General features: G+C 68.1%; 19 protein-coding genes. All 19 read left to right on the top strand.

Translation table 11 applies throughout. The features are described 5' to 3' along the window. Nucleotide 1 precedes the first annotated feature (1 nt). The 19 genes from rplR to glmM all read left to right on the top strand — a co-directional run bounded on the left by rplR (nt 2) and on the right by glmM (nt 14,784). A complete protein-coding gene (gene rplR, locus ACZ6JT_RS12620; RefSeq protein ID WP_030026334.1) occupies nt 2-385 on the top strand; it encodes a 50S ribosomal protein L18 in 384 nt (127 codons plus the stop codon). A 45-nt stretch (nt 386-430) separates the two neighbouring features. Continuing rightward, a complete protein-coding gene (gene rpsE, locus ACZ6JT_RS12615) occupies nt 431-1,033 on the top strand; it encodes a 30S ribosomal protein S5 (RefSeq protein WP_030388857.1) in 603 nt (200 codons plus the stop codon). Further along, on the top strand, nt 1,033-1,215 hold the full coding sequence (gene rpmD / locus ACZ6JT_RS12610) for a 50S ribosomal protein L30 (RefSeq protein ID WP_005313525.1): 183 nt from the start codon (nt 1,033-1,035) through the stop codon (nt 1,213-1,215). Before rpsE ends, rpmD begins: the two co-directional genes overlap by 1 nt. A 1-nt stretch (nt 1,216) precedes the next feature. Next, nucleotides 1,217-1,672: a 50S ribosomal protein L15 gene (gene rplO / locus ACZ6JT_RS12605; protein ID WP_008739693.1), complete on the top strand. Its 456-nt coding sequence runs from the start codon at nt 1,217-1,219 to the stop codon at nt 1,670-1,672. Between the two features lie 187 nt (nt 1,673-1,859). Beyond that, nucleotides 1,860-3,173, top strand: a complete 1,314-nt coding sequence (gene secY, locus ACZ6JT_RS12600) for a preprotein translocase subunit SecY (protein WP_365482315.1) — start codon at nt 1,860-1,862, stop codon at nt 3,171-3,173. Then, nucleotides 3,173-3,820, top strand: coding sequence for an adenylate kinase (locus ACZ6JT_RS12595; protein WP_469209379.1), 648 nt, complete (start codon nt 3,173-3,175; stop codon nt 3,818-3,820). Before secY ends, ACZ6JT_RS12595 begins: the two co-directional genes overlap by 1 nt. 91 nt (nt 3,821-3,911) lie before the next feature. Then, on the top strand, nt 3,912-4,763 hold the full coding sequence (gene map / locus ACZ6JT_RS12590) for a type I methionyl aminopeptidase (protein WP_469209378.1): 852 nt from the start codon (nt 3,912-3,914) through the stop codon (nt 4,761-4,763). A gap of 142 nt (nt 4,764-4,905) precedes the next feature. Beyond that, complete coding sequence (infA, locus tag ACZ6JT_RS12585) at nt 4,906-5,127, top strand: translation initiation factor IF-1 (RefSeq protein ID WP_003956442.1); 222 nt, start codon at nt 4,906-4,908, stop codon at nt 5,125-5,127. 74 nt (nt 5,128-5,201) lie between these two features. Then, nucleotides 5,202-5,315, top strand: a complete 114-nt coding sequence (gene rpmJ, locus ACZ6JT_RS12580) for a 50S ribosomal protein L36 (RefSeq protein ID WP_003956441.1) — start codon at nt 5,202-5,204, stop codon at nt 5,313-5,315. A gap of 201 nt (nt 5,316-5,516) precedes the next feature. After that, nucleotides 5,517-5,897, top strand: a complete 381-nt coding sequence (gene rpsM / locus ACZ6JT_RS12575) for a 30S ribosomal protein S13 (RefSeq protein WP_030710357.1) — start codon at nt 5,517-5,519, stop codon at nt 5,895-5,897. Between the two features lie 54 nt (nt 5,898-5,951). Then, nucleotides 5,952-6,356, top strand: coding sequence for a 30S ribosomal protein S11 (gene rpsK / locus ACZ6JT_RS12570; RefSeq protein ID WP_003956432.1), 405 nt, complete (start codon nt 5,952-5,954; stop codon nt 6,354-6,356). A 149-nt stretch (nt 6,357-6,505) separates the two neighbouring features. Further along, nucleotides 6,506-7,528 carry a DNA-directed RNA polymerase subunit alpha gene (locus ACZ6JT_RS12565; protein WP_007265920.1) on the top strand — a complete coding sequence of 341 codons (1,023 nt, stop codon included), beginning with the start codon at nt 6,506-6,508 and terminating at the stop codon, nt 7,526-7,528. Nucleotides 7,529-7,631: 103 nt separating this feature from the next. Further along, nucleotides 7,632-8,093, top strand: coding sequence for a 50S ribosomal protein L17 (rplQ, locus tag ACZ6JT_RS12560; RefSeq protein ID WP_030154710.1), 462 nt, complete (start codon nt 7,632-7,634; stop codon nt 8,091-8,093). Nucleotides 8,094-8,192: 99 nt separating this feature from the next. Beyond that, nucleotides 8,193-9,044, top strand: a complete 852-nt coding sequence (truA, locus tag ACZ6JT_RS12555) for a tRNA pseudouridine(38-40) synthase TruA (RefSeq protein ID WP_376614996.1) — start codon at nt 8,193-8,195, stop codon at nt 9,042-9,044. Nucleotides 9,045-9,088: 44 nt separating this feature from the next. Next, nucleotides 9,089-10,717: an ABC-F family ATP-binding cassette domain-containing protein gene (locus tag ACZ6JT_RS12550; protein ID WP_469209377.1), complete on the top strand. Its 1,629-nt coding sequence runs from the start codon at nt 9,089-9,091 to the stop codon at nt 10,715-10,717. A 69-nt stretch (nt 10,718-10,786) separates the two neighbouring features. After that, nucleotides 10,787-12,055, top strand: coding sequence for a glycosyltransferase family 87 protein (locus ACZ6JT_RS12545; protein WP_469209376.1), 1,269 nt, complete (start codon nt 10,787-10,789; stop codon nt 12,053-12,055). A 229-nt stretch (nt 12,056-12,284) separates the two neighbouring features. Next, on the top strand, nt 12,285-12,728 hold the full coding sequence (rplM, locus tag ACZ6JT_RS12540; protein WP_008739660.1) for a 50S ribosomal protein L13: 444 nt from the start codon (nt 12,285-12,287) through the stop codon (nt 12,726-12,728). Nucleotides 12,729-12,770: 42 nt separating this feature from the next. Beyond that, nucleotides 12,771-13,289, top strand: a complete 519-nt coding sequence (rpsI, locus tag ACZ6JT_RS12535) for a 30S ribosomal protein S9 (RefSeq protein WP_030710366.1) — start codon at nt 12,771-12,773, stop codon at nt 13,287-13,289. A gap of 136 nt (nt 13,290-13,425) precedes the next feature. Next, nucleotides 13,426-14,784 carry a phosphoglucosamine mutase gene (glmM, locus tag ACZ6JT_RS12530; protein ID WP_469209375.1) on the top strand — a complete coding sequence of 453 codons (1,359 nt, stop codon included), beginning with the start codon at nt 13,426-13,428 and terminating at the stop codon, nt 14,782-14,784. Nucleotides 14,785-14,878 lie beyond the last annotated feature (94 nt).

The raw sequence follows: 14,878 nt of genomic DNA, 5'->3' as shown, positions 1-14,878 counted from the left end.
CATGGCATACGGTGTGAAGATCGCCAAGGGCGACGCGTACAAGCGCGCTGCCAAGGCTCGCCGCCACATCCGCATCCGCAAGAACGTCTCGGGTACGGCGGAGCGTCCGCGCCTCGTCGTGACGCGTTCCAACCGCAACATCGTTGCTCAGGTCATCGACGACCTCCAGGGTCACACCCTGGCGTCCGCGTCGACCCTGGACGCTTCGATCCGCGGTGGCGAAGGCGACAAGAGCGCCCAGGCCCAGGCTGTCGGCGCGCTCGTCGCCGAGCGTGCCAAGGCTGCGGGTGTCGAGACCGTCGTGTTCGACCGCGGTGGCAACCGATACGCCGGGCGCATTGCCGCTCTGGCTGACGCCGCCCGCGAAGCCGGGCTGAAGTTCTAAGCCCCGGTTCCGGGACTCACGGACGTAACAGAGAGAGGTAATCCAATGGCTGGACCCCAGCGCCGCGGAAGCGGTGCCGGTGGCGGCGAGCGGCGGGACCGGAAGGGTCGCGACGGTGGCCCTGCCGCCGAGAAGACCGCTTACGTTGAGCGCGTTGTCGCGATCAACCGCGTCGCCAAGGTTGTCAAGGGTGGTCGCCGCTTCAGCTTCACCGCGCTGGTCGTGGTGGGCGACGGTGACGGCACTGTAGGTGTCGGTTACGGCAAGGCCAAGGAAGTTCCCGCGGCCATCGCCAAGGGTGTCGAGGAAGCGAAGAAGAACTTCTTCAAGGTTCCGCGCATCCAGGGCACCATCCCTCACCCGATCCAGGGCGAGAAGGCTGCGGGCGTCGTCCTGCTGAAGCCTGCTTCCCCCGGTACCGGTGTTATCGCCGGTGGCCCGGTGCGCGCCGTTCTGGAGTGCGCCGGCGTTCACGACATCCTGTCGAAGTCCCTGGGCTCCGACAACGCGATCAACATCGTGCACGCGACCGTGGCGGCCCTCCAGGGCCTGCAGCGTCCCGAGGAGATCGCGGCTCGCCGTGGTCTGCCCCTCGAGGACGTCGCCCCCGCGGCTCTGCTTCGTGCGCGTGCTGGGGCGGGTGCGTAATGGCTCGCCTCAAGATCACGCAGACGAAGTCGTACATCGGCAGCAAGCAGAACCACCGCGACACTCTGCGTTCGCTCGGGCTCAAGCGCCTGAACGACGTGGTCGTCAAGGAGGACCGCCCCGAGTTCCGCGGAATGGTTCACACCGTCCGCCACCTCGTGACGGTTGAGGAGGTTGACTAACATGGCTGAGAACAGCCCGCTGAAGGCCCACAACCTCCGTCCCGCCCCCGGCGCCAAGACCGCGAAGACCCGTGTCGGTCGTGGTGAGGCGTCGAAGGGTAAGACGGCCGGTCGTGGTACGAAGGGCCAGAAGGCCCGCTACCAGATCCCGCAGCGCTTCGAGGGTGGGCAGATGCCCCTCCACATGCGCCTGCCGAAGCTCAAGGGCTTCAAGAACCCGTTCCGCACCGAGTTCCAGGTTGTCAACCTGGACAAGCTCGGCGCTCTCTACCCCGAGGGTGGAGAAGTCACGGTGGCCGACCTGGTCGCCAAGGGCGCGGTTCGCAAGAACAGCCTCGTCAAGGTCCTGGGCCAGGGCGAGCTCTCCGTGGCGCTGCAGGTTTCGGTTGACGCCGTCTCCGCCTCCGCCAAGGAGAAGATCGCCGCTGCCGGCGGCACCGTCACCGAGCTCGTCTAAGACGATTTCAGTGGCTGAATAGCTCAAAACCCGACCGGGGATGCCTCACATATGGGGCATCCCCGGTTGGTCGTTCCACGGGAGGCACACTCGCCGGTAAGGTGGCGTGCACCATTGCTTTGTCGTATACGTCGATCCCTCAGACCGTCACCTCTGACGCAGTAGCGCGGGGGTCGCAGGAGGCACCGTGCTCACCGCGTTCGCCCGGGCGTTCAAGACGCCCGACCTGCGCAAGAAGCTGCTCTTCACGCTCGGCATCATCGTGCTGTTCCGGCTCGGGTCCCACATCCCGGTCCCCGGCGTGAGCTACAAGAACGTTCAGATCTGTGTTGAGCAGGCAGGCAGCAGCAACGGGCTGTTCGGTCTGGTCAACATGTTCAGCGGCGGTGCGCTGCTGCAGATCACGATCTTCGCGCTCGGCATCATGCCCTACATCACGGCGAGCATCATTCTGCAGCTGCTGACCGTGGTCATCCCGAAGCTGGAGACCCTCAAGAAAGAGGGCCAGTCCGGCACGGCGAAGATCACTCAGTACACGCGCTATCTGACGGTCGCGCTGGCGATCCTGCAGGGCACCGGCCTCGTCGCCACCGCCCGCACGGGTGCCCTGTTCCAGGGCTGCTCCGCCGCCCGCGACATCGTCCCCGACCGGTCGATCTTCACCACCGTCGTCATGGTGGTCACCATGACCGCCGGTACCTGCGTCGTCATGTGGCTCGGTGAGCTCATCACCGACCGCGGCATCGGCAACGGCATGTCGATCCTCATGTTCATCTCCATCGCCGCCGGCTTCATCGGCGCCATGTGGCAGATCAAGCTCCAGGGCAAGATCGCGGACGGCTGGGTCGAGTTCGGCGTCGTCATCCTGGTCGGCCTGGCGATGGTGTGCCTGGTGGTCTTCGTCGAGCAGGCGCAGCGCCGGATCCCGGTCCAGTACGCGAAGCGCATGATCGGCCGCCGTGCCTACGGCGGTACCTCGACCTACATCCCGCTCAAGGTGAACCAGGCGGGCATCATCCCCGTCATCTTCGCCTCGTCCCTGCTCTACATCCCGGCACTGATCGTCCAGTTCAGCGGCTCGACCGCGGGCTGGGCCACCTGGATCCAGAAGCACTTCGTCAAGGGCGACCACCCGTACTACATCGCGACCTACTTCCTCCTGATCGTCTTCTTCGCGTTCTTCTACGTGGCGATCTCGTTCAACCCCGAGGAAGTTGCAGACAACATGAAGAAGTATGGTGGGTTCATCCCGGGTATTCGCGCCGGTCGACCCACCGCTGAGTACCTGAGCTACGTGCTCAACCGGATCACCTGGCCGGGGTCGCTGTACCTGGGTCTCATCGCTCTTGTGCCGACGATGGCGTTGGCCGGCTTCGGAGCGAACCAGAACTTCCCGTTCGGCGGGACGAGCATCCTGATCATCGTGGGTGTGGGTCTGGAAACCGTGAAGCAGATCGAGAGCCAGCTCCAGCAGCGTAATTACGAAGGGTTCCTCCGCTGATGCGAATCGTCCTCGTCGGACCGCCCGGTGCGGGCAAGGGAACGCAGGCCGCGTTCCTTGCCAAGAACCTGTCGATCCCGCACATCTCCACGGGCGACCTGTTCCGGGCCAACATCAGCCAGGGCACCGAGCTGGGCAAGCAGGCGAAGGCGTACATGGACGCCGGCGACCTGGTTCCCGACGAGGTGACCATCGGCATGGCGAAGGACCGGATGGAGCAGCCCGACGCCGCGGGCGGCTTCCTGCTCGACGGCTTCCCGCGCAACGTGTCGCAGGCCGAGGCCCTCGACGAGATGCTGACCGCCGCGGGCATGAAGCTCGACGCCGTCCTCGACCTGGAGGTCGAGGAGGACGAGGTCGTCAAGCGGATCGCCGGTCGCCGGATCTGCCGCAACGACTCCTCGCACGTCTTCCACGTCACGTACGCCCCGCCGAAGACCGAGGGTGTCTGCGACACCTGCGGCGGCGAGCTGTACCAGCGCGGTGACGACTCCGAGGCCACGGTCCGCAACCGGCTGGAGGTCTACCACACGCAGACCGAGCCGATCATCGACTACTACAAGGGTCAGGGCCTGCTGGTGACCATCCCGGCCCTCGGTGAGGTCGCGGACGTCACGAAGCGCGCGATGGACGCCCTCAAGAAGTAGTACCCCGTAGTGCGAGAACGGCCGCGGTGTCCCCAGGGCATCGCGGCCGTACTGTTGAGAAGACTCGAACCGAGGCTGGAAGGCGTTTTTCATGGTCCAGATCAAGACCCCCGAGCAGATCGCGAAGATGCGCGAGGCGGGGCTGGTCGTCGCCGCGATCCACGCGGCGACCCGTGAGGCGGCCGTTCCGGGCGCCACGACGCGTGATCTGGACATGGTGGCGCGCAAGGTGATCGCGGACGCCGGCGCCAAGTCGAACTTCCTCGGCTACGGCGGCTTCCCCGCGACGATCTGCACCTCGGTCAACGAGGTCGTCGTCCACGGCATCCCGGACGACAAGACGGTCCTCAAGGACGGCGACATCATCTCGATCGACGCCGGCGCCATCGTCGACGGCTGGCACGGCGACGCCGCGTACACCGCCTTCGTGGGCACCGGGCACGCCCCTGAGCTCCTGGAGCTCTCCCGGGTGACCGAGGAGTCCATGTGGGCCGGCATCGCCGCCATGAAGCTCGGCCACCGCCTCGTGGACATCTCCAAGGCGATCGAGACGTACATCAAGCGCCAGCCGCGTCCCGCCACCGGTGACCACAGCCTCGGCAAGTTCGGGATCATCGAGGACTACGGCGGCCACGGCATCGGGTCCGAGATGCACATGGACCCGCACCTGCTGAACTACGTCTCGCGCAAGCGGGGCAAGGGGATCAAGCTGGTCCCGGGCGTCTGCCTGGCGATCGAGCCGATGGTCTCCCTGGGCACCGCCCAGACGGAGGTACTGGCGGACGACTGGACGGTCATCACGACGGACGGCACCTGGTCCTCGCACTGGGAGCACTCCATCGCCCTGACGGAGGCCGGTCCGATCGTCCTGACCAGCCCGGACTGCGGCAAGGCGAAGCTGGCGGAGTACGGAGTCACCACGGCTCCGGACCCTCTGGCGTAATGATCTACACTCTGGGGCAAACTTTCCGGATTCGTCTTTCTGGGTGCCCTGACGTAGACTGACTCGTCGGCTCTCGTGCACTTCCATGCCTGCAAGCGTGGAGCACCGAGCCGATCAAGGTAGCCGATTCGAAGGGCGAAGCGTGGCCAAGAAGCAAGGTGCCATCGAGATCGAGGGCACCGTGATCGAGTCCCTCCCGAACGCGATGTTCAAGGTGGAACTGCAGAACGGTCACAAGGTCCTCGCGCACATCAGCGGCAAGATGCGCATGCACTACATCCGCATCCTCCCGGATGACCGGGTCGTCGTGGAGCTGTCTCCGTACGACCTGACGCGTGGCCGGATCGTCTACCGATACAAGTAGATCTTGTCCTCACTCCTGCCTGGGCGTCTTGTCCCGGTGCGGGTGGTGGCACTGACCCGGAGAACCTCACCAACATGAAGGTCAAGCCGAGCGTCAAGAAGATCTGCGACAAGTGCAAGGTGATCCGCCGTCACGGCCGGGTCATGGTCATCTGCGACAACCTGCGCCACAAGCAGCGCCAGGGCTGACGCACGCCGACCGACCTGCCTTAACGCAGTTCTTCGCGCGACGTAAGAAAACGTACATACGCAGAATCCGCCCAGCCCTGCAAGGGGCCGGCGGCACCTCCGGCGGGGGCCGGGGACCCGGACGTACCACCACCCATTCAGGTGTGGTCGGCGGTCGGGGCCGATTCTGCGGAAGACCCCCGAACACACAGGAGCCATTGAATGGCACGCGTTTCCGGTGTTGACATCCCGCGCGAAAAGCGTGTGGAGATCGCACTCACCTACGTCTTCGGTATCGGGCGCACCCGGTCCAAGGAGATCCTCGCCTCCACCGGCGTGAACCCGAACACCCGCGTTCGTGACCTGGCCGAAGAGGACCTGGTCAAGATCCGCGAGTACGTGGACGCCAACCTCCGTACCGAGGGTGACCTCCGCCGCGAGATCCAGGCCGACATCCGTCGCAAGGTCGAGATCCAGTGCTACCAGGGTATCCGCCACCGTCGCGGCCTCCCGGTGCACGGTCAGCGCACCAGCACGAACGCGCGTACCCGCAAGGGCCCGCGTCGCGCGATCGCCGGTAAGAAGAAGCCGGGCAAGAAGTAGTCCTGTTCAGCGGTCTTGCGCTGTAGGACCGACCACCTCCCGTAGGAGATTTAGATGCCCCCCAAGGGTCGTCAGGGCGCTGCCAAGAAGGTGCGCCGCAAGGAAAAGAAGAACGTCGCTCACGGGCACGCCCACATCAAGAGCACGTTCAACAACACCATCGTTTCGATCACCGACCCCTCGGGCAACGTGATCTCCTGGGCCTCCGCCGGCCACGTCGGCTTCAAGGGCTCGCGCAAGTCCACCCCCTTCGCCGCGCAGATGGCCGCCGAGTCGGCCGCCCGCCGCGCGCAGGAGCACGGCATGCGCAAGGTCGACGTCTTCGTGAAGGGTCCGGGCTCCGGCCGCGAGACCGCGATCCGCTCCCTCCAGGCCACCGGCCTCGAGGTCGGCTCGATCCAGGACGTCACCCCCACCCCGCACAACGGCTGCCGCCCGCCGAAGCGCCGCCGCGTCTGACGCAGCGGACGCACCTGTGCGTTCTTGAGTGTCCGGGCGGTACGAACCCCTCGCGGGGGACGTACCGCCCGTACCCTTGTAGTCCGCAGCTCCGGCTGCACCCCGTCGGGCGTCAAATAGTGGGCGTCCACGAATGAAGGAACACAGACATGCTTATCGCTCAGCGTCCTTCGCTGACCGAAGAGGTCGTCGACGAGTACCGCTCGCGGTTCGTGATCGAGCCGCTGGAGCCGGGCTTCGGCTACACCCTCGGCAACTCCCTGCGCCGTACGCTCCTGTCCTCGATCCCGGGTGCCGCTGTCACCAGCATCCGCGTGGACGGCGTCCTGCACGAGTTCACCACCGTGCCGGGTGTGAAGGAAGACGTCACCGACATCATCCTGAACATCAAGCAGCTGGTCGTCTCCTCGGAGCACGACGAGCCGGTCGTGATGTACCTGCGCAAGCAGGGTCCCGGCCTGGTCACCGCCGCTGACATCGCGCCCCCGGCCGGTGTCGAGGTGCACAACCCGGACCTGGTCCTCGCCACGCTCAACGGCAAGGGCAAGCTGGAGATGGAGCTGACCGTCGAGCGCGGTCGCGGCTACGTCTCCGCCGTGCAGAACAAGCAGCTGGGCCAGGAGATCGGCCGCATCCCGGTCGACTCCATCTACAGCCCGGTCCTCAAGGTCACCTACAAGGTCGAGGCGACCCGAGTCGAGCAGCGCACCGACTTCGACAAGCTGATCGTCGACGTCGAGACCAAGCAGGCCATGCGCCCGCGTGACGCCATGGCGTCCGCCGGCAAGACCCTGGTCGAGCTGTTCGGTCTGGCGCGCGAGCTCAACATCGACGCCGAGGGCATCGACATGGGCCCGTCCCCGACGGACGCCGCCCTGGCCGCCGACCTGGCGCTGCCGATCGAGGAGCTCGAGCTCACCGTTCGGTCGTACAACTGCCTCAAGCGCGAGGGCATCCACTCCGTGGGTGAGCTCGTCGCCCGCTCCGAGGCCGACCTGCTCGACATCCGCAACTTCGGTGCGAAGTCGATCGACGAGGTCAAGGCGAAGCTGGCCGGCATGGGCCTGGCCCTCAAGGACAGCCCGCCCGGATTCGACCCGACCGCCGCCGCCGACGCCTTCGGCGCCGACGACGACGCGGACGCCGGTTTCGTCGAGACCGAGCAGTACTAGAAAGCTTGTGGGGGGCTCGCGCCCCCCACACCCCCTCTCGCGACCGCTTGAGGGAACTGACTCCGGTACCTGACACGGCCGGTGCAGATTTGAAGGAGTAACAATGCCGCGTCCCGCAAAGGGTGCCCGCCTGGGCGGCTCCGCCGCGCACGAGAAGCACCTCCTCGCGAACCTCGCGAAGGCGCTCTTCGAGCACGGCCGCATCACCACCACCGAGGCCAAGGCCCGTCGCCTGCGTCCCTACGCCGAGCGTCTGGTCACCAAGGCGAAGAAGGGCGACATCCACAACCGTCGCCTGGTGCTGCAGACGATCACGGACAAGAGCATCGTGCACACGCTGTTCACCGAGATCGCCCCGCGCTACGAGAACCGCCCCGGTGGTTACACGCGCATCACCAAGATCGGCAACCGTCGTGGCGACAACGCCCCGATGGCCGTGATCGAGCTGGTCGAGGCCCTCACGGTCGCCCAGCAGGCCACTGGTGAGGCCGAGGCCGCCACCAAGCGCGCGGTCAAGGAGGCGGAGGCTGTCGAGACCCCCGCCGAGGAGACCAAGGAGGCCTGATCCCCCGGGATCACGCTTGCTTGATCGGCTCTGAACGGGCCCGCCCCTTCCGGGGGCGGGCCCGTTCTGCATTGCGGTGACTCTGAGAGGATCTGTCACGTGAGTGACGAGGTGGAGCCCGGGCACGTCCGGGTGCGGCTGGACCTGAGCTACGACGGCAAGGACTTCTCCGGCTGGGCGAAGCAGCGCGTGCTGCGCACCGTCCAGGGCGAGCTGGAGTCGGCCCTGCAGACCGTGATGCGGCTGCCGGACCCGGTCGAGCTGACCGTGGCCGGGCGTACCGACGCGGGGGTGCACGCCCGCGGGCAGGTCGCGCAGTTCGACGTACGCGACGAGGTGTGGGCCGAGCACCACGACAAGCTGCTGCGCCGCCTCGCGGGGCGGCTGCCGCACGACGTACGGGTCTGGAAGGTCGCCGAGGCCCCCGAGGGCTTCAACGCGCGCTTCTCGGCCATCTGGCGGCGCTACGCCTACCGCGTCGGCGACCACCAGGGCGGAGTCGACCCGCTGCGCCGCGGCCACGTGCTGTGGCACCAGTGGCCCCTCGACGTGGACGCCATGAACGAGGCCGCCACCGCGCTGCTCGGCGAGCACGACTTCGCCGCGTACTGCAAGAAGCGCGAGGGCGCCACGACCATCCGCACGCTCCAGCAGCTCAGCTGGGAGCGCGCCGAGGACGGCATCGTCACCGCGACCGTCCGCGCCGACGCCTTCTGCCACAACATGGTCCGCTCGCTGGTGGGCGCCCTGCTGCACGTCGGCGACGGGCACCGGCCCACCGACTGGCCCGGCAAGGTCCTGCGGGCCGCCGTACGGGACTCCTCGGTGCACGTGGTCAAGCCGCACGGGCTGACCCTGGAGGAGGTCGGCTACCCGGCGGACGAGCTGCTGGCCGCCCGCAGCAAGGAAGCCCGCAACCTGCGCACCCTGCCCGGAGCCGGCTGCTGCTGAGCCCCGGCCAAACCGGTTGGGTGGATCGGCGCCGGACCGGGAGAATGCCGGGCATGGGACATCTCGAAGCCAGCCACCTGGAGTACTACCTTCCCGACGGGCGGGTCCTGCTCCCCGACGTCTCCTTCCGCGTGGGGGAGGGGTCGGTGGTCGCCCTCGTCGGGGCGAACGGGGCCGGCAAGACCACCCTGCTCAAGATGATCTCCGGGGAGCTCCAGCCGCACGGCGGCGGCGTGACCGTCTCCGGCGGTCTCGGCGTGATGTCGCAGTTCGTGGGCTCGGTGCGGGACGAGACGACCGTGCGGGACCTCCTGGTGTCGGTGGCCCAGCCGCGGATCCGGGAGGCCGCCAAGGCCGTGGACCGGGCCGAGCAGCTGATCCTGACCGTGGACGACGAGGCCGCGCAGATGGCCTACGCGCAGGCGCTCAGCGACTGGGCGGACGTCCAGGGCTACGAGGCGGAGACCCTGTGGGACGTCTGCACCATGGCCGCGCTGGCCATCCCGTACGACACCGCGCAGTTCCGCGAGGTCCGCACGCTGTCGGGCGGTGAGCAGAAGCGGCTCGTGCTGGAGGCGCTGCTGCGCGGGCCGGATGAGGTGCTGCTGCTCGACGAGCCGGACAACTACCTCGACGTCCCAGGCAAGCGGTGGCTGGAGGACCAGCTCAAGGCGACCCGCAAGACGGTGCTGTTCGTCTCGCACGACCGGGAGCTGCTGACCCGGGCCGCCGAGAAGATCATCAGCCTGGAGGCGAGCCCGATGGGCTCCGACGTCTGGGTGCACGGCGCGGGCTTCGACACCTACCACGAGGCCCGCAAGGAACGCTTCGCGCGCTTCGAGGAGCTCAAGCGGCGCTGGGACGAGGAGCACGCCCGGCTCAAGGCCCTGGTCCTGCGGCTGCGCAACCAGGCCGCGAGCAGCCCCGACATGGCCTCGCGGTACCGGGCGATGCAGACCCGCTTCCAGAAGTTCGAGGAGGCCGGTCCTCCGCCGGAGCCGCCGCGCGAGCAGGACATCAAGATGCGGCTCAAGGGCGGGCGTACGGGCGTACGCGCGCTGACCGTGGAGAACCTGGAGCTCACGGGGCTGATGAAGCCCTTCTCGCTGGAGGTCTTCTACGGCGAGCGGGTCGCCGTACTGGGCTCGAACGGCTCCGGCAAATCGCACTTCCTGCGGCTGCTGGCCGGCGAGGACGTCAAGCACACGGGCACGTGGAAGCTGGGCGCGCGGGTGGTTCCCGGCCACTTCGCGCAGACGCACGCGCACCCGGAGCTCTTCGGCCGCACCCTCGTCGACATCCTGTGGACGGAGGCGGCCAAGCCCCTGGGCCAGGCGATGGGGGCCTTGCGCCGCTACGAGCTGGAGCGCCAGGGCGAGCAGCCCTTCGAGAAGCTCTCGGGCGGCCAGCAGGCACGCTTCCAGATCCTGCTGCTGGAGCTGGCGGGGACCACGGCGCTGCTGCTGGACGAGCCGACGGACAACCTGGACCTGGAGTCCGCGGAGGCGCTCCAGGACGGCCTGGAGGCGTACGAGGGGACTGTGCTGTGCGTCACGCACGATCGCTGGTTCGCGCGCACATTTGACCGTTACCTGGTCTTCGGTTCGGACGGTGTTGTGCGGGAGACTCAGGAACCCGTCTGGGACGAACGTAGAGTCGAACGCAAGCGCTAGGGGGATACGGTCACCCCCTCGGATGAGTGAGGGGCAGGCGTCGTGGGGCTGCGGCCTAGCATCTGGCTGATGAAGTGGGAGAACCAGACCTCCGGAACGCCGGCCTCGGGGAGCCGGCTGGTCGACTGGCTGCTGCGGCCGGCCTCCCGGTCCCTGCAGCTGCTCTCCCTCGCGGTGCTCCTGGGGGTCGCCGTCTCCACGAGCCTGCGCGCGAACTGGGGCTCGGACAACGCCTTCGTGGTCAAGGCGGCGCAGACGCTGCTCGCGGGCGGGTCCCCGTACGAGGACAAGCGCTTCCTCTACCTCCCCAGCGCCGTGCTCATGGCCGTCCCGGAGGCCCTGCTGCCGCGCACAGTGCTGCGGTGGGTCCTTCCGGTCGGGATGTCGGGGCTGCTGGGCGTGGGCTGGCTGGCCTCGCTGCGGATGTTCTCGGTGCCGCTGCGCTCCCGCTTCTCGGTCGGCGGTTTCGCGGTCTTCGCCCTCGCCTACAAGCCGTACGTGAACCTCGTGTTGATCGGCAACTGGACCGCCATCTCGGCGGCCGCGCTGCCGGTGGCGCTGCTGCTCGCGCACCGGCGGTCGTGGGCGGCGGCCGGGCTGGTGGTCGGGCTGGCGATCGCGTGCAAGCCGATGCTGGTGCCGATCGGGCTGCTGTTCCTGCTCGCCCGGCAGTGGCGGGGGCTGGCCGCGGCCGTGCTGGTGCCGATGGGGCTCTCGCTGGCTGGCGCGCTGATGATGCCGAGCCCCTCGCTGTTCTTCACCAAGACCCTGCCCTTCCTGCTCCAGGGGCAGGACGCGTACGCGCTGCCCTGGGACGCCTCGCCGATCGCGGTGCTGCCGCGGCTGGGGGTGCCCGAGCCGCTCGCGGTGCTGTTCGCGTTCGCGGGGGCCGGGGCCGGCCTGTGGGCGGTGTGGGTGCGGTGGCACCGGCGGGACGAGGCCGACGGGGGTGAGCTGCGGCTGGTGGAGACCGCCTGCCTGGTGATGCTCGCCGCATTCCTGGTGTCGCGGCCGTCCTTCGACCACTACCTGCTGGTGGTGCTTCCGCTGCTGCTGGCCTCGTCGGTGCGGCCGGGCTCGATGCCCCGTTCGCCGTGGTTCTGGCTGGCGTTGACGCCCCAGGTGGCCCTGATCCCGTGGCCCTCGGAGCTGGCCCACAAGCGGCGCGCCTTCAAGGACTGCGCCACCCTGTGCGGGCTCGTGATTCTGCTGGCGCGTCGTGTGCTGCGCTCCGGTCGGGTTATTCTGGGTCCAGTAACAACTGCGGGGTCCCCACCCAGGACCGAACCGGAGTGCGCCGCGACGCCAGCAGAATCGGCATCGCGGACCGCGTTTTGACCCGTACGGGTCTGCTTGGGTATCCTGCTGGTTTGTTATGCGTATTGGCTTGCTCATTCTCACGTGAGGGCCTTACGCCGGTCCACCGGACCGATGACCAGCGGTTCACACGGGTTGCGTCCCCGATGTGAGCGAGGGCTGTCGTGATCGTCCGTGGTGACCCTGTCAGGACCTTCCCGTGGGGCTTGCGCCCGTGGGATACCACCACTGAAGAAGCGAAGGCATACGCGTGCGTACGTTCAGCCCCAAGCCCGGCGACATCTCGCGCCAGTGGCTCGTCATCGACGCCCAGGACGTTGTCCTCGGCCGTCTGGCGACCCAGGCCGCTGCCCTCCTGCGGGGTAAGCACAAGCCGACTTACGCCCCCCACATGGACATGGGCGACTTCGTCATCATCGTCAACGCCGACAAGGTTCACCTGTCCGGCAACAAGGCGTCGCAGAAGATGGCGTACCGCCACTCCGGCTACCCGGGCGGTCTCCGCTCCGTGCGCTACGACGACCTCCTGGCGAACAACCCGGAGAAGGCCGTCGAGAAGGCCATCAAGGGCATGCTCCCCAAGAACACCCTGGGCCGTCAGATGCTCTCGAAGCTGAAGGTCTACTCGGGCGACCAGCACCCCCACGCTGCCCAGCAGCCGGTGCCGTTCGAGATCACCCAGGTCGCGCAGTAGTTCCGGCCACCCCCTAAGACGTAGAAAATTCTGAGGAGCATCGTGGCCGAGACCACCGCCGAGACGACCGTCGAAGAGTTCGAGGGCAACGTCGAGGAGTACACCAGCGAGTCCGAGGTCGTCGTCGAGGGCGACTACACCTCCGAGTCCCTTGCCGGCCGCTTCGGCGACCCGCAGCCGGCCGCCGGCCTGGGCCGTCGCAAGAACGCCATCGCCCGCGTCCGGATCGTTCCGGGCACCGGCAAGTGGAAGATCAACGGTCGCACCCTTGAGGACTACTTCCCCAACAAGGTGCACCAGCAGGAAGTCAACGAGCCGTTCAAGCTGCTCGAGCTCGACAACCGCTACGACGTCATCGCCCGCATCTCGGGTGGCGGCGTGTCCGGCCAGGCCGGCGCCCTGCGCCTCGGCGTGGCCCGTGCGCTGAACGAGGCGGACGTGGACAACAACCGCCCGGCGCTGAAGAAGGCCGGCTTCCTCTCCCGCGACGACCGTGCGGTCGAGCGCAAGAAGGCCGGTCTCAAGAAGGCCCGTAAGGCTCCGCAGTACAGCAAGCGTTAATCTGCGCCTGCTGTTCTGCAACGAAACCGCCCCGGCAGCACTCTCTGTGCTGTCGGGGCGGTTCGTTTACCGCCACAAGCGGCAAATACCTGTCACAAGCGGTCACAATGCGATGCGGAAACTCGGGAGGACAACAGTGGGACGACTCTTCGGGACGGACGGTGTACGCGGCGTTGCCAACGCGGATCTGACGGCGGAGCTCGCGCTCGGCCTCTCCGTGGCGGCTGCCCACGTACTGGCCGAAGCGGGCACCTTCGCGGGCCACCGGGCGACGGCCGTGGTCGGCCGGGACCCCCGGGCCTCCGGCGAATTCCTCGAGGCGGCGGTCGTGGCCGGCCTCGCGAGCGCGGGCGTGGACGTCCTGCGCGTCGGTGTGCTGCCCACCCCGGCGGTGGCGTATCTCACCGGTGCGCTGGGTGCCGACCTCGGCGTGATGCTCTCCGCCAGCCACAACGCCATGCCGGACAACGGCATCAAGTTCTTCGCGCGCGGCGGCCACAAGCTCGCCGACGAGCTGGAGGACCGCATCGAGTCCGTCTACGAGGAGCACCGCACCGGCGCCCCGTGGGACCGGCCCACCGGCGCCGGCGTCGGCCGGGTCTCCGACTACACCGAGGGCTTCGAGAAGTACGTCGCCCACCTCATCGGGGTCCTCCCCAACCGCCTCGACGGCCTGAAGATCGTCCTGGACGAGGCGCACGGCGCGGCCGCCTACGTCTCGCCCGAGGCCTTCGCCCGGGCCGGCGCGGAGATCATCACGATCGGCGCCGAGCCGGACGGCCTGAACATCAACGACGGCTGCGGCTCCACCCACCTCGGCCTGCTCAAGGCGGCCGTCGTCGAGCACGGCGCCGACTTCGGCATCGCGCACGACGGTGACGCCGACCGCTGCCTCGCCGTGGACGGCTCCGGCGCGGAGGTCGACGGCGACCAGATCCTCGCGGTGCTGGCGCTGGCCATGCGCGAGGCCGGCCAGCTGCGCGAGAACACCGTGGTCGGCACCGTGATGTCCAACCTGGGCTTCAAGCTGGCCATGGAGGGCGAGGGCATCCAGGTCGTACAGACCGGCGTCGGCGACCGGTACGTGCTGGAGTCGATGAAGGAGCACGGCTTCGCGCTCGGCGGCGAGCAGTCCGGCCACGTGATCATCCTCGACCACGCGACGACCGGCGACGGCACGCTGACCGGCCTGCTGCTGGCGGCGCGGGTGGCGGCCACCGGGAAGTCCCTCGCCGAGCTGGCGGGCGTCATGCAGCGGCTGCCGCAGGTGCTGGTCAACGTCCCCGATGTGGACAAGTCACGCGTCACCACCTCCGCGGAGCTGGCGGCCGCCGTGGCCGACGCCGAGCGCGAGCTGGGCACCACCGGACGGGTGTTGCTCCGTTCGTCCGGTACCGAGCCCCTCGTACGGGTGATGGTCGAGGCCGCCGACATCGGGCAGGCCCGCGCGATCGCCGGCCGCCTCGCGGACGTCGTGAAGTCGGCGCTCGGCTAGACCGTTTCCGCCTCCGGCGCACGCGTCGGCCCCGCCTCCGGAGGACTCGGAGGCGGGGCCGACGCGTTTCACGTGTGCGGGCCGGGAGGTGCGA

This window comes from Streptomyces sp. NPDC046308, assembly GCF_055588065.1.
This window is presented reverse-complemented; position numbering and strand designations above follow the sequence as displayed.